The 18,550-nt window shown below is 64.0% G+C and carries 21 protein-coding genes; 20 read left to right on the top strand and 1 reads right to left on the bottom strand.

Annotated features, from left to right (window positions below; genetic code table 11):
* Window positions 1-220: 220 nt before the first annotated feature.
* Complete coding sequence (locus tag BVH01_RS12870) at window positions 221-595, top strand: hypothetical protein (RefSeq protein WP_075930671.1); 375 nt, start codon at window positions 221-223, stop codon at window positions 593-595.
* A gap of 40 nt (window positions 596-635) precedes the next feature.
* Here BVH01_RS12870 and BVH01_RS12865 read toward each other — a convergent pair whose 3' ends face one another.
* Entirely contained in the window at window positions 636-2,192 is a 1,557-nt protein-coding gene (locus BVH01_RS12865; protein WP_075930670.1) for a beta (1-6) glucans synthase, read from the bottom strand.
* 182 nt (window positions 2,193-2,374) lie between these two features.
* Here BVH01_RS12865 and BVH01_RS12860 point away from each other — a divergent pair, with 182 nt between their 5' ends.
* From BVH01_RS12860 to flhB, 19 genes are all read left to right on the top strand, one after another.
* Window positions 2,375-2,701 carry a helix-hairpin-helix domain-containing protein gene (locus BVH01_RS12860; RefSeq protein WP_075930669.1) on the top strand — a complete coding sequence of 109 codons (327 nt, stop codon included), beginning with the start codon at window positions 2,375-2,377 and terminating at the stop codon, window positions 2,699-2,701.
* 218 nt (window positions 2,702-2,919) lie between these two features.
* Window positions 2,920-3,249: a flagellar hook-basal body complex protein FliE gene (gene fliE, locus BVH01_RS12855; protein ID WP_027905070.1), complete on the top strand. Its 330-nt coding sequence runs from the start codon at window positions 2,920-2,922 to the stop codon at window positions 3,247-3,249.
* Window positions 3,250-3,265: 16 nt separating this feature from the next.
* The gene (gene fliF, locus BVH01_RS12850; RefSeq protein WP_075930668.1) at window positions 3,266-5,068 is read left to right on the top strand and encodes a flagellar basal-body MS-ring/collar protein FliF; all 1,803 of its coding nucleotides are present in this window, start codon (window positions 3,266-3,268) and stop codon (window positions 5,066-5,068) included.
* On the top strand, window positions 5,061-6,077 hold the full coding sequence (gene fliG, locus BVH01_RS12845) for a flagellar motor switch protein FliG (RefSeq protein ID WP_075930667.1): 1,017 nt from the start codon (window positions 5,061-5,063) through the stop codon (window positions 6,075-6,077). Before fliF ends, fliG begins: the two co-directional genes overlap by 8 nt.
* A gap of 3 nt (window positions 6,078-6,080) precedes the next feature.
* Complete coding sequence (fliH, locus tag BVH01_RS12840) at window positions 6,081-6,869, top strand: flagellar assembly protein FliH (RefSeq protein WP_075930666.1); 789 nt, start codon at window positions 6,081-6,083, stop codon at window positions 6,867-6,869.
* A complete protein-coding gene (gene fliI / locus BVH01_RS12835; protein ID WP_075930665.1) occupies window positions 6,859-8,217 on the top strand; it encodes a flagellar protein export ATPase FliI in 1,359 nt (452 codons plus the stop codon). Before fliH ends, fliI begins: the two co-directional genes overlap by 11 nt.
* 3 nt (window positions 8,218-8,220) lie before the next feature.
* A complete protein-coding gene (gene fliJ, locus BVH01_RS12830; protein ID WP_075930664.1) occupies window positions 8,221-8,673 on the top strand; it encodes a flagellar export protein FliJ in 453 nt (150 codons plus the stop codon).
* A 206-nt stretch (window positions 8,674-8,879) separates the two neighbouring features.
* Complete coding sequence (locus tag BVH01_RS12825) at window positions 8,880-9,185, top strand: STAS domain-containing protein (protein WP_013791031.1); 306 nt, start codon at window positions 8,880-8,882, stop codon at window positions 9,183-9,185.
* Between the two features lie 6 nt (window positions 9,186-9,191).
* On the top strand, window positions 9,192-10,886 hold the full coding sequence (locus BVH01_RS12820; protein WP_075930663.1) for a fused response regulator/phosphatase: 1,695 nt from the start codon (window positions 9,192-9,194) through the stop codon (window positions 10,884-10,886).
* Window positions 10,887-10,953: 67 nt separating this feature from the next.
* A complete protein-coding gene (locus BVH01_RS12815) occupies window positions 10,954-11,310 on the top strand; it encodes an Hpt domain-containing protein (RefSeq protein WP_075930662.1) in 357 nt (118 codons plus the stop codon).
* A gap of 73 nt (window positions 11,311-11,383) precedes the next feature.
* A complete protein-coding gene (locus BVH01_RS12810) occupies window positions 11,384-12,667 on the top strand; it encodes a flagellar hook-length control protein FliK (RefSeq protein WP_075930661.1) in 1,284 nt (427 codons plus the stop codon).
* Window positions 12,668-12,915: 248 nt separating this feature from the next.
* On the top strand, window positions 12,916-13,440 hold the full coding sequence (fliL, locus tag BVH01_RS12805; RefSeq protein ID WP_075930660.1) for a flagellar basal body-associated protein FliL: 525 nt from the start codon (window positions 12,916-12,918) through the stop codon (window positions 13,438-13,440).
* Between the two features lie 15 nt (window positions 13,441-13,455).
* A complete protein-coding gene (gene fliM / locus BVH01_RS12800) occupies window positions 13,456-14,430 on the top strand; it encodes a flagellar motor switch protein FliM (RefSeq protein WP_075930659.1) in 975 nt (324 codons plus the stop codon).
* Between the two features lie 62 nt (window positions 14,431-14,492).
* Window positions 14,493-14,963 (top strand): flagellar motor switch protein FliN, encoded by a 471-nt coding sequence (fliN, locus tag BVH01_RS12795; protein ID WP_070886352.1) that lies wholly within the window; start codon window positions 14,493-14,495, stop codon window positions 14,961-14,963.
* A gap of 4 nt (window positions 14,964-14,967) precedes the next feature.
* A complete protein-coding gene (gene fliO / locus BVH01_RS12790; protein WP_075930658.1) occupies window positions 14,968-15,393 on the top strand; it encodes a flagellar biosynthetic protein FliO in 426 nt (141 codons plus the stop codon).
* Window positions 15,393-16,178, top strand: coding sequence for a flagellar type III secretion system pore protein FliP (gene fliP / locus BVH01_RS12785; RefSeq protein WP_075930657.1), 786 nt, complete (start codon window positions 15,393-15,395; stop codon window positions 16,176-16,178). The genes fliO and fliP overlap by 1 nt, the downstream gene beginning before the upstream one ends.
* A gap of 10 nt (window positions 16,179-16,188) precedes the next feature.
* The gene (gene fliQ / locus BVH01_RS12780; RefSeq protein WP_013791040.1) at window positions 16,189-16,458 is read left to right on the top strand and encodes a flagellar biosynthesis protein FliQ; all 270 of its coding nucleotides are present in this window, start codon (window positions 16,189-16,191) and stop codon (window positions 16,456-16,458) included.
* Between the two features lie 5 nt (window positions 16,459-16,463).
* Window positions 16,464-17,240: a flagellar biosynthetic protein FliR gene (fliR, locus tag BVH01_RS12775; protein WP_075930656.1), complete on the top strand. Its 777-nt coding sequence runs from the start codon at window positions 16,464-16,466 to the stop codon at window positions 17,238-17,240.
* Window positions 17,240-18,376, top strand: coding sequence for a flagellar biosynthesis protein FlhB (flhB, locus tag BVH01_RS12770; RefSeq protein ID WP_075930655.1), 1,137 nt, complete (start codon window positions 17,240-17,242; stop codon window positions 18,374-18,376). The genes fliR and flhB overlap by 1 nt, the downstream gene beginning before the upstream one ends.
* The last annotated feature ends 174 nt before the right edge of the window (window positions 18,377-18,550 follow it).

Here is an 18,550-nt window from a genome sequence, read left to right as displayed (position 1 = left end):
TTTCGGCATCAGCCGCGATGACTAGGACAACCGCCGTTGTATCAAAGTGCCATGGGAAATTCTGCCATGCCGCATGTGGGGTATACCAGAGCGCGGTCAGACCGCCAACGCCCTTGTCCACGGGCCTCTGCGCCGTATTCGATCAGCAAAGATTTGCCGCTTGCATCCGCCTGCCGGGCGATTATGCTGAGCGCCGTTTTCAAACCCTCTGGAGTGCAGCATGCCTCGTCGTTTACCCATCGTCGCCTTGGTGATCGCAGCGCTCGCCTGCGTGATCGCCAGTTATGCGTTGCGCTACCTGCTCATGGAGGGCGACCAGTGGGTCGGCCGCTGCGTCGAAGATCCGGGCATCCTGGCTTGCCAGGTGCGCGCCACCCTGGGCTGGATGATTCACCTGCGGGTCATCGCCTGGGCCGCGCTGGGCTGTGCGCTGCTGGCATTCGTCCTGCCTGGCGTCTGGGGCTGGCGCCTGGCGGTCCCAGGGCTGCTGCTCGGCTTGCCGGCGCTGGCGCTGTACACCGCCAGCCTGGCGGTATTCGCTGTGGTGCTGGCGCTGCTGCGCCTGGTGCGCGCCCCGGCGGTAACCGCCCGCTAAACTTCTGGCGCTGCGCGGCAAGCGCAGCGCCACTGCGGTTTTATCGAACCTTCGAGTGGCGCAGGCTGCGCCACAGGGCGGCCGCCAGCAGCGCGCTGGTAATGGCCCAGCCGATGGCCTGCAGGTTGTCCAGGGTTTCCTCGTAGAGTTGCGGCACGATGCCGGCAGCGATCAATACCGCCAACAGGGCGATTTCCCGACGCGGCGCCGTCACCGGGCGCAGCAGGTACACCAGTGCCGGCAACAGCAGCGCGGCACTCGGGAAGCTGCGGTAGCGCGCATCGGTGACCATCGCCAGCATCATCACCGCACCGGCGAAGCCGGCTGCCGCCAGCCACCAACCGGCACGACGTTCCAGCCAGCCGAAGGCCTGGGCACGCCAGCCTTGGGCCGCGGACAGCGCCAGCGTGGCATGGGCCAGCACCAGCAGGTTGAGGGCGAGCAGGGCGGCTGCCCACAGCCATTCGCCCACGTAGCGGCTGGTGACCCAGGCCAGCTCCGCCCACAGGCCAATGCAGCCAGCCCCCAGGGCGGCCAGCAGCGGCAGCAGCACGGCGTTGCGCGTCGAGCTCGGACGACCGCCGACCAGCAGGCCGAAAGCCAGAACGCCCGCACTGATGGCCAGCCACAGCGGCCAGTGCGGCAGGTTGGAAACCGGGCCGGCGAGGATCGACTTGTCCTGGCGATCAGCGTCGTACAAGCCCCAGAAACCGCCCACTGCACCTTCGCTCACGCGCTTCCAGGGCTGGTCGAAGGCTTCGATCAGGTTGTAGCGCCAGCCGTGCTGTTCGGCCAGAGCGACGAAGCCGCGGATGAAGGTGGCCTGGTTGACGCGGCTGGGCACGGCGGTCTCGCGCTGACGGCCTTCGCTGGGCCAGCCGGTCTCGCCGATCATGATGTCTTTCGGCGCGAACTGCTTGCCGAACAGCTCGCGCACTTCGGTCACTTCGTGCAGGGCCGCGTCGATGCCGGCCGGGTTGTCTTCCCAGTACGGCAGCAGGTGGATGGTGATGAAGTCCACGGCTGGGGCGACTTCCGGGTGTTTCAGCCAGAATTCCCAGACGTCCGCGTAGGTAACGGGCTGGCTGATTTCGGCCTTGACCCGGTTGATCAGCTCGACCAGCTGCCCACCCGTCACTTCCTTGCGCAGCAGTGCTTCGTTACCAACGATGACCGCCTCGACCACATCCGGGTTTTCCTTGGCCAGTTTGATCAGGCCCTGGATCTCGATGTCCGTGTCATGGGGGTTGCGGCTCACCCAGGCGCCAGTGATCAGCTTCAGGCCATGTTTGCGGGCCAGCTCAGGCAGCTTTTCCAGGCCGGTGACCGAGTAGGTACGGATGCATTGAAAGCGCTCGGCCAGCAGCGCCAGGTCGGTATCCATCTGCTCCGGGTGGATCTGCAGGGGCAGATTGAACGGCGACTGGTCCTTGCCGAACGGCGTGTAGGACGCGCATTGCAGCTTGTGGGTCGGCGTTGCAGCGTCGGCCAGCACGACCGGCTTGCCGATGGTTTGCCAGAGGCTGCCAAGCGCAAGAAAACCGACGATGCAGGCGCAGAGATACGGGAGCAGGGGAAAGCGGGCGGTGGCGGGCATGGTCGAACACGCATGGAAATGGAGACGCGCATCTTAGCGGCGAGCAAGGGCTTTAGATAGACGCAGAAAACGTAGTTACAAAGGCCGTTTTGACGAGGCGTGCAGGCTGACTATTTTCATCCTGCGTCGTGCGCTACACCCGCGTCGCTTTACTCGAATGGACCCCACACAGGACGTTAATCATGCTGAAAACTACCTTGCAAGCCTTGCTGTTTTCTGTGGTTGCCAGTGCGTCAATGCTGGCCATTGCCAACGAGGCGGCGAAAGCGCCGGCTACCGAGCCTGCGGCTCAACAGGTGGCCGAACTCGGTTCCATCAACCTCAATACCGCCGATGCCGAGACCCTGCAGCGCGAGCTCAGCGGCGTTGGCGCGGTGAAGGCGCAGGCGATCGTCGCCTACCGCGATACCCACGGCGAGTTCGCTTCGGTGGACGAGTTGCTCGAAGTCAAGGGCATCGGTGAAGCCTTGCTCGAACGCAACCGCGACAAGCTGACTGTCAGCCAGTAAGCCTTCCATCCCTGCCGCGCCTTTCCTGAAGGGCGCGGCTTTTTTATGGGCGATGGTTTTTTCTGTCACCAGGCCCATCGAGGCTGGCCTGTTTTCTGCTTCAAGCCCTTGGCTGGCAACGGATTCCTGGCGCTTCTGGTAGTTGGCACCCTTGTTGCAAATACCTCCAGCAAAGCACTCGCGGCGTCAAAAAACCGCGGTCAGGTGGAGGAAATGTCATGAGTCAGGGTGTCGCGTTCAATCGTCTAATGCTGGAAATGCGCTCGATGCAGGCCGAGGCCATGGCGCGCAAACCGGCTGCGCCCCAGGCTCAGGAAGTCGGCGCGCCGAGCTTCTCGGACATGCTCGGCCAGGCGGTGAACAAGGTCAGCGAAACCCAGCAGGCCGCTGGCCAATTGGCCACGGCCTTCGAGATGGGCCAGAGCGGCGTCGACCTGACCGACGTGATGATCGCTTCGCAGAAATCCAGTGTTTCGTTCCAGGCCATGACCCAAGTGCGCAACAAGCTGGTTCAGGCGTATCAAGACATCATGCAGATGCCGGTTTAAGGGGTAGATTTCGATCATGGCCGACGCTCTCGCCGCAAACGTACCTGCCACCGCCGCCGACAACGCGCCGAAGAAGCCGCTGCTCGGGCTGACCTTCCTGGAAAACCTTTCCGACATGCCGCTGCTGCGTCAGGCCGGCCTGCTGGTTGGCCTCGCTGCCAGCGTGGCTATCGGCTTCGCCGTGGTGCTGTGGTCGCAGCAGCCCGATTACAAGCCGCTGTACGGCAGCCTCGAAGGCATGGATGCGCGTAGCGTGATGGAAACCCTGACTGCCGCGAATATCGATTACACCGTCGAGCCGAACTCCGGCGCATTGCTGGTCAAGTCCTCGGACCTGGCCCAGGCGCGCATTCGCCTGGCGTCCGCCGGCGTGGCGCCGACCGATACCAGCATCGGTTTCGAGATCCTCGACAAGGAGCAGGGCCTGGGCACCAGCCAGTTCATGGAAGCCACCCGCTACCGCCGTGGCCTCGAGGGCGAACTGGCGCGCACCGTGTCGAGCCTGAACAACGTCAAGGCCGCTCGCGTTCACCTGGCGATCCCGAAGAGTTCGGTGTTCGTGCGTGACGAGCGCAAGCCCAGCGCTTCGGTGCTGGTGGAGCTGTACGCCGGCCGCAGCCTGGAGCCGAGCCAGGTGATGGCCATCGTCAACCTGGTGGCCAGCAGCGTGCCGGAGATGGACAAGGGCCAGGTCACCGTGGTCGACCAGAAGGGCAATCTGCTGTCCGATCAGCAGGAAATGTCCGAGCTGAGCATGGCGGGCAAGCAGTTCGACTACAGCCGCCGCATGGAGAGCCTGTTCACCCAGCGCGTGCACAACATCCTGCAGCCAGTGCTGGGCGTCGGTCGTTACAAGGCCGAAGTATCCGCCGACGTGGATTTCAGCGCCGTCGAATCGACTTCGGAAACCTTCAACCCGGATCAGCCAGCCCTGCGCAGCGAGCAGCAGGTCAACGAACAGCGCAGCAGCGGCAGTGGTCCCCAGGGCGTACCAGGTGCGCTGAGCAATCAACCGCCAGGCCCGGCTGCCGCGCCGCAGCAGGCCGGTGGCGCCGCCGCACCTGGCGGCCCGATCGCCCCCGGCCAGCCGCTGGTCGACGCCAATGGCCAGCAGATCATGGATCCGGCCACCGGTCAGCCGATGCTGGCGCCGTACCCGGCCGACAAGCGTGACCAGTCGACCCGCAACTTCGAGCTCGATCGTTCGGTCAGCTACACCAAGCAGCAGCAGGGTCGCCTGCGCCGGCTTTCCGTCGCCGTGGTGGTAGATGACCAGATGCGTGTCGACCCGGCTACCGGTGAAGCCACCCGTGTGCCGTGGACCAGCGACGATCTGGCGCGCTTCACTCGCCTGGTGCAGGACTCGGTCGGTTTCGACGCCAGCCGTGGCGACAGCGTCAGCGTGATCAATACGCCGTTCAGCAGCGAAACCGCGGAAGTGATCGAAGTGCCGTGGTACCAGAGCGAGCTGTTCCTGATGGCCATGGGCGGCCTCAAGTCGCTGTTCCCGGCACTGCTGATCTTCCTGCTGGTGTGGTTCGTACTGCGCCCGGTGCTCAACAACATCACCGGTGGCGGCAAAGGCAAGGAACTGGCCCTGGCCGGCGGCGGCCGCGATGGCGACGTCGACCTCGGCGAGATGGGCGGCATGGACGGGCTGGCCTCCGATCGGGTAAGCCTGGGCGGGCCGCAAAGCATTATGTTGCCGAGCCCGAGCGAGGGGTATGATGCACAACTGAACGCGATCAAGAGTTTGGTCGCCGAAGATCCGGGCCGCGTCGCCCAGGTAGTCAAAGACTGGATCAATGCCGATGAATGAGAACCGCACCCCCGCCAAGATGAGCAAGGTCGAGAAGGCCGCCATCCTGCTGCTGTCGCTCGGCGAGACCGATGCGGCTCAGGTGCTTCGCCATCTCGGGCCCAAGGAAGTCCAGCGCGTGGGCGTGGCGATGGCGGCCATGCGCAACATCCATCGCGAGCAGGTCGAGCAGGTGATGGGCGAGTTCGTCGAAACCGTCGGCGACCAGACCAGCCTTGGCGTGGGCGCCGACGGCTACATCCGCAAGATGCTCACCCAGGCACTCGGCGAGGACAAGGCCGGCAACCTGATCGACCGCATCCTGCTCGGTGGCAGCACCAGTGGCCTGGACAGCCTGAAGTGGATGGAGCCGCGGGCGGTCGCCGACGTGATTCGTTACGAGCACCCGCAGATCCAGGCCATCGTGGTCGCCTATCTGGACCCTGACCAGGCCGGCGAGGTGCTCGGGCACTTCGACCACAAGGTGCGTCTGGATATCGTCCTGCGCGTGTCGTCCCTTAACACCGTGCAGCCCGCTGCGCTCAAGGAGTTGAACCTGATCCTGGAGAAGCAGTTCTCCGGCAGTTCCAACACTACCCGCGCCACCATGGGCGGCGTGAAGCGTGCCGCGGACATCATGAACTACCTCGACAGCTCGGTCGAAGGGCCGCTGATGGATTCGATCCGCGAGATCGACGAGGACCTGTCGTCGCAGATCGAGGATCTGATGTTCGTCTTCGACAACCTGGCCGATGTCGACGACCGCGGCATCCAGGCGCTGCTGCGCGAGGTTTCCTCCGATGTACTGGTGCTCGCCCTCAAGGGCGCGGACGAGGCGATCAAGGAAAAGGTCTTCAAGAACATGTCCAAACGTGCCGCCGAACTGCTGCGTGACGACCTGGAAGCCAAGGGGCCGGTACGGGTCAGCGACGTGGAAGCGGCGCAGAAGGAAATCCTCACCATCGCCCGGCGCATGGCCGAGGCCGGCGAGATCGTGCTTGGCGGCAAGGGCGGCGAGGAGATGGTGTAACCCATGGCGGGCAAGGAACCAGTCAGTGAACTGATTCGCGCCAAGGATCTGGGCAGCGTCGATCGCTGGTCGCTGCCCAGCTTCGACGAGCATGACGACGCCCAGCAGGACGTGCCGGCCCCGGAGGCCGTGGTGGCCGAGGTGCCACCGCCGCCGCCTCAGGAAAGTGAGGAAGTGGCGCTCGAGGATGTCAAACCCTTGACGCTCGACGAACTCGAGGCCATCCGCCAGGATGCTTACAACGAGGGCTTCGCCACCGGCGAGAAGGATGGCTTTCGCGCCGGCCAGCTCAAGGCCAAGCAGGAGGCGGATGCCGCTCTGGCCGGGCGAGTGCAGGCGCTGGAGCAGGTCATGCGCCATCTGTTCGAGCCGATCGCCGAGCAGGATCAGCAGTTGGAAGTCGCCCTGGTGACCCTGGTCGGGCAGATCGCCCGTGAAGTCATCCAGCGCGAGCTGAGCGGTGACTCCAGCCAGATTCGCCAGGTACTGCGCGAGGCCCTCAAGCTGCTGCCGATGGGCGCCGAGAACATTCGCATTCACCTCAATCCCCAGGACTTCGAGCTGGTCAAGGTATTGCGCGACCGCCACGAGGAAAACTGGCGGATTCTCGAGGACGACTCGCTGCTGCCCGGCGGTTGCCGGGTGGAAAGCGAGCACAGCCGTATCGACGCCAGCGTGGAAACCCGCCTGAGCCAGGCGCTCAAGCAACTGTTCGAGCAGCAGCGCGAGCACGCCACCACGCCGCGCGCTGCCGATATGGTCATCGACCTGGATGCCAGCGATGCGCCTTGAGCGCCTGAGCTTCGCTCGCCGCATGGACGGTTACGGCGAGGCCGTCAAACTGCCGACTCAGCCCATCGTCGAAGGGCGCCTGTTGCGCATGGTCGGCCTCACCCTGGAGGCCGAAGGCCTGCGCGCCGCGCTGGGTAGCCGCTGCCTGGTGATCAACGATGACAGTTACCACCCGGTGCAGGTCGAGGCGGAAGTAATGGGCTTTTCCTCCGGCAAGATCTACCTGATGCCGGTCGGCAGCCTGGCCGGTATCGCGCCGGGCGCCCGTGTGGTGCCGCTGCCGGATACCGGACGTCTGCCGATGGGCATGTCGATGCTCGGCCGGGTGCTCGACGGCGCCGGACGCGCCCTGGACGGCAAGGGCGGCATGAAGGCCGAGGATTGGGTGCCTATGGACGGCCCGACCATCAACCCGCTCAAGCGCCATCCGATCAGCGAACCACTGGACGTCGGCATCCGCAGCATCAACGGCCTGCTCACCGTCGGCCGCGGCCAGCGCCTGGGCCTGTTCGCCGGTACCGGGGTGGGTAAATCGGTATTGCTGGGCATGATGACCCGCTTCACCGAGGCCGAGATCATCGTGGTCGGCCTGATCGGCGAGCGGGGCCGCGAGGTGAAGGAATTCATCGACGAGATTCTCGGCGAGGAGGGCATCAAACGTTCGGTGGTTGTCGCCTCGCCAGCCGATGATGCGCCGTTGATGCGCCTGCGCGCGGCCATGTACTGCACGCGCATCGCCGAATACTTCCGTGACAAGGGCAAGAACGTTCTGCTGCTGATGGATTCGCTGACCCGCTTCGCCCAGGCCCAGCGGGAAATCGCCCTGGCCATTGGCGAGCCGCCAGCCACCAAGGGTTATCCACCTTCGGTGTTCGCCAAGTTGCCGCGCCTGGTCGAGCGGGCTGGCAATGCCGAGGCGGGCGGTGGTTCGATCACCGCTTTCTATACCGTGCTGTCGGAGGGCGATGATCAGCAGGATCCCATCGCCGACGCCGCGCGCGGGGTACTCGATGGTCACTTCGTACTGTCCCGGCGCCTGGCAGAAGAAGGCCACTACCCGGCCATCGATATCGAAGCTTCGATCAGCCGGGTGATGCCCCAGGTGGTCAGCCCCGAGCATATGCGTAACGCCCAGCGCTTCAAGCAGCTGTGGTCGCGCTACCAGCAGAGCCGCGACCTGATCAGCGTCGGCGCCTACGTACCGGGTGGCGATGCGGACACCGACCTGGCCATCGCCCGCCAGCCCGTCATGGTGCGCTACTTGCGCCAGGCCCTGGGCGAAAGCGAGAGCCTGGACAGCAGCCGCGAGTTGCTCGCCGCGGTGCTGAATCCCGCGACGGCGTCCTAACCCGTGGCCAACAGCCGAGCGGCGCGCCTGGCGCCGGTGGTCGACATGGCTGAAAAGGCCGAGCGCGAGGCTGCCCTGCAGCTCGGTCGTGCCCAGGGTTTGCTCGGGCAGGCGCAGAACAAGCTCGCGGATCTGGAAAAGTACCTGCAGGGCTACCAGCAGCAATGGATCAGCGAGGGCCAGCGCGGGGTGTCCGGCCAGTGGCTGATGAACTACCAGCGCTTTTTGTCGCAGCTCGATGTGGCGATTGCCCAGCAGCAGCAGGCGGTCAACTGGCACCGCAATAACCTGGACAAGGTTCGTGAGGTCTGGCAACAGCGTTACGCCCGGTTGGAAGGGCTGCGCAAGCTGGTGCAGCGCTATCTGGACGAAGCGCGCCTGGCCGAGGACAAACGCGAGCAAAAGCTGCTCGATGAGCTGTCCCAACGCCTACCGCGACGCGAATCGATGGATTGATGGTTGCCGCTGACGCGGGCTAGTGCTAAATCTTCTTAAGCCGGAATTCAGTGCGTCGGAGTGCGCGTTGGGCAGGGCCAGGAAAAACAGGTGAGACACCGCGTCACCACACGGGTCAACAAGGTATCGGCTGCTCAACGGGCAGCTCCGGCCATGTCGGCTCGCCTTAGCGGGCTGCGGGTATCCCGGATATCAAGGAGTGTTTCATGCCCATCACCTCGCTGCCCTCGGAAGACGGGCAAGAGTTGACCATCACCATTCAAGGGCGCTTCGATTTTGGCGCCCACCAGGAGTTTCGCCGTGCCTACGAGCGCGTCGATATCCGCCCCAAGCGCTACACCGTCGACCTCAAGGGAACCACCTACCTGGACAGCTCGGCGCTCGGCATGTTGCTGCTGTTGCGTGACCATGCCGGTGGCGACCGTGCGCAGATCCGCTTGCTCAACTGCAACGCCGACGTGCGCAAGATTCTTTCCATCTCCAATTTCGAACAGCTTTTCCAGATCGACTGAGGCGCGATGAACGCCTCATCCCTCACCGTCCTGATCGCCGAGGACAGCGCCACCGACCGCATGCTGCTGTCGACCATCGTCGGTCGCCAGGGGCACCGGGTGCTCGCTGCCGCCAATGGCCTGGAGGCGGTGGCGCTGTTCGAATCGCAGCGCCCGCAGTTGGTGCTGATGGACGCGCTGATGCCGGTGATGGACGGTTTCGAGGCCGCCAGGCGCATCAAGGCCATGGCCGGTGAAACCATGGTGCCGATCATCTTCCTGACTTCCCTGAGCGAGGATGAGGCATTGGTCAGCTGCCTGGAGGCAGGCGGCGACGACTTTCTCGCCAAGCCCTATAGCCGGGTGATTCTCGAAGCCAAGATCAACGCCATGGACCGCTTGCGACGCTTGCATCAGGAAGTGCTGCGCCAGCGCGACCAGATCGCCCGGCACAACGAGCACCTGCAGAACGAACAGCTGGTCGCCAAGGCGGTTTTCGACAAGGTGGCCCACTCCGGTTGCCTGGGCTCCGGCAACGTGCGTTACCTGCAATCGCCGTACGCGCTGTTCAATGGCGACCTGTTGCTGGCCGCCTTCCACCCCAGCGGCGATATGCACGTACTGCTCGGCGACTTCACCGGCCATGGCCTGCCGGCGGCGATCGGCGCCATGCCGCTGGCGGAAGTCTTCTACCGCATGACCGGCAAGGGCCACTCACTGGTGGAGATTCTCCACGAGGGCAACGCCAAGCTGCGCCGTATCCTGCCGCGCGGCGTGTTTTGCTGTGCCACGCTGCTGAACATCAGCTTCCGCAGGCGCATGGTCGATTTCTGGGGCGGCGGCTTGCCGGCCGGTTACGTGCTGCGCCAGGGCGGCGAGCGGGTGCCACTGGTGTCGCGCCACCTGCCGCTGGGCGTGCTCGATCCGGACAGCTTTCGCGACGATTACGAGTCCTACTCGCTCGAGCTCGGTGACCGGGTCTTCCTGCTTTCCGATGGCGTACTCGAGGCGCAGAACGAGCGCGACGAACTGTTCGGCGAGCAGCGCCTGCTCGATGTGCTCGATGCCAGCCGCGAGCCTTCGCGGCTGTTCGCCGATATTCAGCAGGCCCTGCAGGCCTTTCATGGCGAGGCGCGTGACGACGTCAGCCTGGTCGAAGTGACCATGATCGAGGAGGACGCGGTCGTCCGGCCGCCACTGCCGGCGAGTGAATCCCAGGCCGGGCCGGAGAATTGGTCGGCGCGTTATGATTTTCGGGGCGCCACCCTGCGTGATTTCTACCCCTTGCCGCACCTGCTGCAACTGCTGCTCGAAGTGCCGGGGCTGCGTGGCAATGGCGGTAACCTCTACAGCGTATTGTGCGAGCTGTACACCAATGCGCTCGAGCATGGCGTGCTGGCGCTCGATTCCTCGCTCAAGCGTGACGCGGCCGGCTTTGCCGAGTACTACCGGCTGCGCGCCGAGCGGCTCGATGCCCAGCAGGACGGCCGCGTCAGCGTAGTGTTCGATGTGCGTCAGCAGGCAAGCGGCGGGTGCCTGACCCTGACCGTCGAAGATAATGGCGCAGGCTTCGATCCTGCTGCCGTGATGGCGCGGCAGCGTACCGCCGGTGGTTTCAGCGGGCGCGGTATGGGCCTGATTCAGGAACTCAGCGAGCGCTGCGAATGGTCGCCTGACGGACGTCGGGTCAGTGTGGAGTTTTCCTGGACCACGCAGGCATAATCCGCCTGCATTCGCGTGCCGCGCACGCGACGGCGAACCGCCGTTCGAGGCTGGCCTGGAGTCTAGGGTGTCCGACAATCATCTGGATCGCGATGTACTGAACACGCTGCAGGACATCATGGAGGACGAGTATCCGGTGCTGCTGGATACCTTCGTGACCGATTCCGAGGAGCGTCTGCGCCTGCTGCAAACCGCCGAGCACGATCAGGATGCTCAGGCCATGCGCCGCGCGGCGCACAGCTTCAAGGGCAGTTGCAGCAACATGGGCGCCAAGGTGCTGGCCGATTCCTGCCGGGATCTCGAAGAGCTGGCCCGCCGTGGTGACCTGGCCGAGTCGGCGCCCCTGGTCGAGCGTATCGAGCGCGAATTCGCCATCGTGCGTATCCTGCTGAAATCCGAGCGGCAACGCTTTCCGGCCAGCTAGCCTGCTTTTCTTGAATGTTGGCCCGTCCCTTGCTTGAAGAGGGCATACGTCATTATTCAAGCGGAGAGCATTCATGCCCGTTGCCCCTGATCTGTTGCTGACCCCGGCGCCGGCTGCCAAGCCCAAGGCCGCACCGGCAACCAATACGCAGAGCACCGCGCAGCCGCGCAAGCAAGAGGCTTCCAGCTTCTCGCAGGTCTACGCCAAGGAGCGTCAGGCGAAAGCTGCCGAGCGCCAGGACGACGCCGCGAAGGCGGCGCGCGACGCCAAGGCCGACCCCCAGGCATGCGCCAGCGATCCGGCATCCGCTGCTGCCGCCGAGCCGGCGGTTGCCGATAGCGGCAAGGATTTGCCTGAAGAGTCGACGCTCGAGGAAGGCGCCGTTGACCCACTGATGCTGCTGGGCCTGTTCCAGCCAGAGCCGCAAGTCGAGGTGGGCGAAGGCGAGGGTGAGGTCGATCCCGAGGCCGCCGCAGCGGCTGCAGCCTCGACCAGCCTGATCGGCTCCGCGCCTGCGAGCATGACCGAAGCGAGCTTCGACCCGGAAATCGACGCGCTCAATCAGCAGCCAGCGGTGAAGCTGGCGCTCGACGTCGGCGCTCAGGAAAAGGCCGCCGCGCAGTCGACAGCCACCCCTGGTGGCGCCGCCGCCTCGTCGTCGGCCAGCAGCGGCCAGGCATTCGCCAGTGCCATGGCAGCCATGGGCATGAAGGCGGACACCATGGAAGGTGGGCAGAGCGACGTGACCCCGCTACCGTCCTTCGAGCTCAGTAGCGAAGCGCTCGAGGCGCTCAAGGAGAGTTCGGCCGACACTGCGCCGGAGCAGTTCGTCAGCAAGCTCAGTGCGCTGAGCCAGGCGATTGGCCAGCAGGCCTCGCAGGTTGGTCGGGTTCCCGTGGTGCCTGGCCAGCCGCTGGCCATGCAACAGGCCGGCTTCAGCGAAGGGGTCGTGGACAAGGTGATGTGGATGTCCAGCCAGAACCTCAAGTCCGCGGAGATTCAACTCGACCCCGCTGAACTCGGACGCCTCGATGTGCGCATCAGCCTGAACCAGGACCAGACCCAGATCAGCTTCGCCAGCGCGCACCCAAGCGTACGCGAGGCGCTGGAAGGCCAGGTGCACCGTTTGCGCGAGATGTTCACCCAGCAGGGCATGAACCTGGCTGACGTGAACGTTTCCGACCAGTCCCAGGGGCGTGCGTGGCAAGGCCAGGAGGGTGATGGTCGTGGCCGCGGTAGCCGCATGGCGGACGAAGGCGGGGCGGGTGGCGAAAGCGAGGAGCGGGTGATCGGCAGTATCGAGATCCGCGACCCGGCCCAGGGCGCTGGGCGCGGCATGGTCGATTATTACGCCTGACGCCGCGTTCAAGACGCAGCCCGCGCAGTGCTGAAGCGACTGCGCTTTGCGCTTGCTGTTCTAGACTTCCAATCACCCCGCTCGATCCGTCGCGCGGGGTGATTGGCTTTCAACGCCGCGGGTCAGGCACCACGCTTTCGCGTACCATGGCGCGCTCGGTGATTGCAGCCGCGTCTATGAGCTGGCATAACACTTGCTCTTAACCTATTGAAAGCGGAGGGTTCTCCGCTCCGTGACGGATTTTTGGCATGGCAAAGAAGAACGCGCCACCCGCCGCTGCTGCCGAAGCAGGCAGCAAGCCGCCTGGCAAGCTCAAGCTCATCATCGCGATCGTGCTGGCATTGTTGCTGGCCGTGGGGGCGTCGATCGGTGGCACCTGGTTCTTTCTGAGCAAGGACAGCGCCAAGCCGGAAGCCGAGCATGAGCAGGCCGAGAACGCCGCGCCGACCAAACAGCCGGCGATCTATGAAGAGCTGACGCCGGCCTTCGTGGTCAACTTCACGCAGAACGGCAGGGCGCGCTACATGCAGGTCAGCGTGGCGCTGATGACCCGCGACCAGGCTGCCCTGGACGCGCTCAAGGTGCACATGCCGGTGCTGCGCAACAACCTGGTCATGCTGTTCTCCAGCCAGGACTTCGCCACTCTGATCACCCCGGTCGGCAAGGAAATGCTGCGCCAGCAGGCGACCGCCAGCGTGCAGCAACTGGCCGAGAAGGAGACCGGCAAGGTGACGGTCGAGCAGGTGCTGTTCACCAACCTCGTGTTGCAATAGGGCGGGAGTTCACTGATGGCCGTACAAGACCTGCTGTCCCAGGACGAGATCGATGCGCTGTTGCACGGCGTCGATGACGGCCTGGTGGAAACCGAGGAATTCGTCGAGCCCGGTAGCGTCAAGCAATACGACCTGACCAGCCAGGATCGCATCGTGCGCGGGCGCATGCCCACGCTGGAAATGATCAACGAGCGTTTCGCGCGCTACACCCGCATCAGCATGTTCAACCTGCTGCGCCGCTCGGCCGATGTAGCGGTCGGTGGCGTGCAGGTCATGAAATTTGGCGAATACGTACACTCGCTGTACGTGCCCACCAGCCTCAACCTGGTGAAGATGAAGCCGTTGCGCGGCACCGGGCTGTTCATTCTCGATGCCAAGCTGGTGTTCAAGCTGGTCGACAATTTCTTCGGTGGCGATGGCCGCCACGCCAAGATCGAAGGCCGCGAATTCACCCCCACCGAACTGCGCGTGGTGCGTATGGTGCTCGATCAGGCGTTCGTCGACCTGCGCGAAGCCTGGGCGGCGGTGATGGACATCAACTTCGAGTACGTGGGCTCGGAGGTCAACCCGGCGCTGGCCAATATCGTCAGCCCCAGCGAAGTGATCGTGGTATCGACCTTCCATATCGAACTGGACGGCGGCGGCGGCGACCTGCACGTGACCATGCCCTACGCAATGATCGAACCGATCCGCGAGATGCTCGACGCCGGCTTCCAGTCCGACGTGGACGATCAGGACGAGCGCTGGGTCAAGGCCCTGCGCGAAGACATCCTCGACGTCAGCGTGCCGCTGAGCGCCACCGTGGCGCGGCGTCAGCTGAAGGTGCGCGACATCCTGCACATGCAGCCCGGTGACGTGATTCCCGTCGAACTGCCCGAGCACATGATCCTGCGCGCCAACGGCGTGCCGTCGTTCAAGGTCAAGCTCGGCTCGCACAAGGGCAACCTGTCGTTGCAGGTGCTCGACCCCGTGGATCGCCAGCACCGCTAGCCCCAATCATCTGCCGCGCCGGGCGCGCGGCCAAACCGATAAACGCCAGCCGAGGTCCAACGATGGCAGACGAGAACGAACAAACCAGCCCCGAGGAACAGGCGCTCGCCGATGAGTGGGCGGCTGCGCTGTCCGAGTCCGGCGACGCAGGCGGGCAGGACGATATCGATGCGATGCTGGCCGCCAGTGCAGCCAGCCAGCCGGCAGCCCCGCGCGCGCCGATGGAAGAGTTCGGCAGCATGCCCAAGGCCAGCAACCCGGTCAGCCTGGAAGGGCCGAACCTCGATGTGATCCTCGATATCCCGGTGTCCATTTCCATGGAAGTGGGCAATGCCGACATCACCATTCGCAACCTGCTGCAGCTCAATCAGGGTTCGGTGATCGAACTCGATCGTCTGGCGGGCGAGCCGCTCGACGTGCTGGTCAACGGCACCCTGATCGCCCATGGCGAAGTGGTGGTGGTCAACGAGAAGTTCGGCATTCGCCTGACCGACGTGATCAGCCCCAGCGAACGCATCAAGAAGCTGCGCTGACGCCATGAACAGACTCCTGCTCGCACTCCTGGCACTGCCGTGCTTCGCCCTCGCCGCCGAACCAGCTGCCCAGGCGCCTGCCGCCAGTGGCGGCGTCGCTGGCCAACTGGTCCAGTTGGTGATTGGCCTGCTGCTGGTGATTGGCCTGATCTTCCTGCTGGCGTGGATGATGCGCCGCGTGCAGCGCCTGGGCCCCAACAACGGCAAGGTGATCAAGATCGTCGCCACCCAGGCCTTGAGCCCGCGCGATAGGCTGGTGCTTGTGCAAGTCGGCAACGAGCAGATCCTGCTCGGCCTTACGCCCGGGCGCATCAACTCACTGCACGTGATGGGCGAGCCGGTTCACCTGGCCGACGCCGAACCGGCTTCCACGGAGTTCTCCCAGCGCCTCATGGAGCTGCTGGGCAAGGATCAGAAGGACAAGTCCTGATGTTGCGACTTCTGCTTGTGCTGGTGTTCGCGCTAGGAGCCTCGCTGGCCTTCGCTCAGGAGCCGCCTTCACCCATCCCGCTGATTCAGCAGGGCAGCAATCCGCTGTCGATTCCGGCGATCACTCTGAGCACCGACGCCGAGGGCCAGCAGGAATACTCGGTCAGCCTGCAGATCCTGCTGATCATGACGGCGCTGAGTTTCATCCCGGCGTTCCTCATGCTGATGACCAGCTTCACGCGCATCATCATCGTGTTCTCTATCCTGCGTCAGGCGATGGGCTTGCAGCAGACGCCCTCCAACCAGATCCTCATCGGCCTGGCGCTGTTCCTGACCATGTTCATCATGGCGCCGGTGTTTGACCAGATTAACCGCGAGGCCCTGCAGCCCTATCTGAATCAGCAGTTGCCGGCGCAACAGGCGATCGAGCGGGCCGAGGTGCCGATCAAGAACTTCATGCTGGCGCAAACCCGTGAAAGCGATCTGGAGCTGTTCGTGCGCCTGTCCAAGCGCACCGATATCGCCACCCCGGAAGCGGCGCCGCTGACCATCCTGGTGCCGGCCTTCGTGACCTCGGAGCTCAAGACCGCCTTCCAGATCGGTTTCATGATCTTCATTCCTTTCCTGATCATCGACATGGTGGTGGCCAGTATTCTCATGGCCATGGGCATGATGATGCTGTCGCCGCTGATCATTTCGCTGCCGTTCAAGATCATGCTGTTCGTGCTGATCGACGGCTGGGCGCTGATCATGGGCACCCTGGCCAGCAGTTTCGGCACCTTGTAGCGAGGCTCACATGACCCCTGAAGTTGCTGTCGATCTGTTCCGCGAAGGGCTCTGGCTGATCTCCCTGATGGTCGGGCTGCTGGTCATGCCCAGCCTATTGGTGGGCCTGCTGGTGGCGATGTTCCAGGCTGCCACGCAGATCAACGAACAGACCCTGAGCTTTCTGCCGCGCCTGCTGGTGATGCTGCTGACCCTGATCGTTGCCGGGCCGTGGATGGTGCAGCAACTGATGGAATACACGCAGAACCTGATCATGAACATTCCGCAGCTGATCGGCTAAGCCCGATGTTCGAGCTGAGCGATGCGCAGATCGGCAGCTGGGTCAGCAGTTTCGTGCTGCCGTTGTTTCGCATCGCCGCGCTGCTGATGGTGATGCCGATCATCGGCACGCAACTGGTGCCAACACGGGTGCGACTGTACCTGGCGCTGGCGATCAGCGTGGTGCTGGTGCCCACCCTGCCACCGATGCCGCTGGTCGACTCGATCAGCCTGCAGGCCTTCATGCTGATCGCCCAGGAAATCCTCATCGGCGTGATGCTCGGTTTCGTACTGCAACTGTTCTTCCACATCTTCGTGGTCGCCGGGCAGATCCTGGCGATGCAGATGGGCCTGGGGTTCGCCTCCATGGTCGACCCGGCCAACGGCATTTCGGTGCCTGTGATCGGCCAGTATTTCACCATGCTGGTGACCTTGCTGTTCCTGGCCATGAACGGGCATCTGGTGGTGTTCGAGGTGATGGCCGAGAGCTTCGTGACCATGCCGCCGGGTTCCGGCCTGCAGATCGAACATTACTGGGAAATCGCCACCAAGCTCGGTTGGGTGATGGGCGCCGCACTGATTCTGGTGTTGCCGGCGGTCACGGCGCTGTTGGTGGTCAATATCGCGTTTGGCGTGATGACCCGCGCGGCGCCGCAGTTGAACATCTTCTCCATCGGTTTTCCGCTCACCCTGGTGCTGGGCATGGTGATCGTGTGGATTTCTCTGGCTGACATCCTGTCGCACTATCAGGCTATCGCGAGCGAGGCGCTGATCATGTTGCGTGAACTGGCGAGGGCTGGCTGATGGCCGAGTCGGAAAGCGGTGCCGACAAGAGCGAGGAACCCACGGAGAAACGCCGCCGGGAATCTCGTGAAAAGGGCCAGATTGCGCGTTCGCGCGAACTCAATACCTTCGCCATCATGCTGGCGGGCACCGGCGGGCTGCTGGCCACTGGCGGCTCGATCGGCAATGCCATGCTGGAAATCATGCGCGGCAACTTCGCCCTGCCGCGCGAGATCCTCATGGATGAGCGCAACATGGCGCTATGGCTGGCCGCCTCCGGGCAACTGGCGCTGGAAGCGCTGCTGCCGCTGCTGATCGTGCTGCTGGTGATGTCCATCGTCGGGCCGATCGCTCTGGGCGGCTGGCTGTTCTCGGCCAAGGCCATGGCACCCAAGTTCAGCCGCATGAACCCTCTGGCCGGGCTCAAACGCATGTTCTCGATGAAGGCCTTGATCGAGCTGCTCAAGGCCCTGGCGAAGTTCATCGTCATTCTGTTGGTGGCGCTGGTGGTGTTGTCCATGGATCGCGACGATTTGTTGGCGATCGCCAACGAGCCGATCGAATCGGCCATCATGCACTCGGCGCAGGTGGTCGGCTGGAGTGCGCTATGGATGTCCCTTGGGTTGATTTTCATCGCCGCCGTGGATGTGCCGTTCCAGCTCTGGGATAACAAGCAGAAGCTGATGATGACCAAGCAGGAGGTCAGGGACGAATACAAGGACAGCGAGGGCAAGCCCGAGGTCAAGCAGCGTATTCGCCAGCTCCAGCACGAGATGACCCAGCGGCGCATGATGCAGGCAGTGCCGCAGGCCGACGTGGTGATCACCAACCCGACGCACTTTGCCGTGGCCCTGAAATACGATCCGGAAACCGGGCAGGCGCCCATGCTGCTGGCCAAGGGCAGCGACTTCACCGCGCTGAAGATTCGCGAGATCGCCGCCGAGCACAATGTGCTGCTGCTGGAGTCGCCGGCGCTGGCGCGCTCGATCTACCACACCACCGAACTCGATCAGGAAATTCCCGCCGGCCTGTACCTCGCCGTTGCCCAGGTGCTGGCCTACGTCTACCAGATTCGCCAGTACCAGGCGGGCAAGGGCAAGCGGCCTGCGCCATTGAAGGATCTGCCCATTCCGCCTGATTTACGTCGCGACCAATGATGCAGCGCAGCCCGTTTCAGAGCCTGTTCAAAGTCTTATATGCGCATGAAGCGGCAACTACAAGGCAAGAGCAGCCGTTCGCCGCCTTTGCTTTTTGATGCTTCTCCTGCACGGTAATAACAGACGACACAAATTGCCCCTTCAGGAGGCCGAATGGAATCGTTGTATAGGGGG

The organism is Pseudomonas sp. PA1(2017) (assembly GCF_001945375.1).
In the GTDB taxonomy this organism is placed as follows: Bacteria; Pseudomonadota; Gammaproteobacteria; order Pseudomonadales; family Pseudomonadaceae; genus Aquipseudomonas.
The sequence above is the reverse complement of the archived record's forward strand: the minus strand, read 5'-3'. Positions and strand labels throughout refer to the sequence as shown.

Excerpts from the sequence above, each read along its gene's own strand:
- BVH01_RS12870 (WP_075930671.1), top strand. The coding sequence starts at position 221 with ATGCCTCGTCGTTTACCCATCGTCGCCTTGGTGATCGCAGCGCTCGCC.
- BVH01_RS12865 (WP_075930670.1), bottom strand. The coding sequence starts at position 2,192 with ATGCCCGCCACCGCCCGCTTTCCCCTGCTCCCGTATCTCTGCGCCTGC.
- BVH01_RS12860 (WP_075930669.1), top strand. The coding sequence starts at position 2,375 with ATGCTGAAAACTACCTTGCAAGCCTTGCTGTTTTCTGTGGTTGCCAGT.
- fliE (WP_027905070.1), top strand. The coding sequence starts at position 2,920 with ATGAGTCAGGGTGTCGCGTTCAATCGTCTAATGCTGGAAATGCGCTCG.
- fliF (WP_075930668.1), top strand. The coding sequence starts at position 3,266 with ATGGCCGACGCTCTCGCCGCAAACGTACCTGCCACCGCCGCCGACAAC.
- fliG (WP_075930667.1), top strand. The coding sequence starts at position 5,061 with ATGAATGAGAACCGCACCCCCGCCAAGATGAGCAAGGTCGAGAAGGCC.
- fliH (WP_075930666.1), top strand. The coding sequence starts at position 6,081 with ATGGCGGGCAAGGAACCAGTCAGTGAACTGATTCGCGCCAAGGATCTG.
- fliI (WP_075930665.1), top strand. The coding sequence starts at position 6,859 with ATGCGCCTTGAGCGCCTGAGCTTCGCTCGCCGCATGGACGGTTACGGC.
- BVH01_RS12825 (WP_013791031.1), top strand. The coding sequence starts at position 8,880 with ATGCCCATCACCTCGCTGCCCTCGGAAGACGGGCAAGAGTTGACCATC.
- BVH01_RS12820 (WP_075930663.1), top strand. The coding sequence starts at position 9,192 with ATGAACGCCTCATCCCTCACCGTCCTGATCGCCGAGGACAGCGCCACC.
- BVH01_RS12810 (WP_075930661.1), top strand. The coding sequence starts at position 11,384 with ATGCCCGTTGCCCCTGATCTGTTGCTGACCCCGGCGCCGGCTGCCAAG.
- fliL (WP_075930660.1), top strand. The coding sequence starts at position 12,916 with ATGGCAAAGAAGAACGCGCCACCCGCCGCTGCTGCCGAAGCAGGCAGC.
- fliM (WP_075930659.1), top strand. The coding sequence starts at position 13,456 with ATGGCCGTACAAGACCTGCTGTCCCAGGACGAGATCGATGCGCTGTTG.
- fliN (WP_070886352.1), top strand. The coding sequence starts at position 14,493 with ATGGCAGACGAGAACGAACAAACCAGCCCCGAGGAACAGGCGCTCGCC.
- fliO (WP_075930658.1), top strand. The coding sequence starts at position 14,968 with ATGAACAGACTCCTGCTCGCACTCCTGGCACTGCCGTGCTTCGCCCTC.
- fliP (WP_075930657.1), top strand. The coding sequence starts at position 15,393 with ATGTTGCGACTTCTGCTTGTGCTGGTGTTCGCGCTAGGAGCCTCGCTG.
- fliQ (WP_013791040.1), top strand. The coding sequence starts at position 16,189 with ATGACCCCTGAAGTTGCTGTCGATCTGTTCCGCGAAGGGCTCTGGCTG.
- fliR (WP_075930656.1), top strand. The coding sequence starts at position 16,464 with ATGTTCGAGCTGAGCGATGCGCAGATCGGCAGCTGGGTCAGCAGTTTC.
- flhB (WP_075930655.1), top strand. The coding sequence starts at position 17,240 with ATGGCCGAGTCGGAAAGCGGTGCCGACAAGAGCGAGGAACCCACGGAG.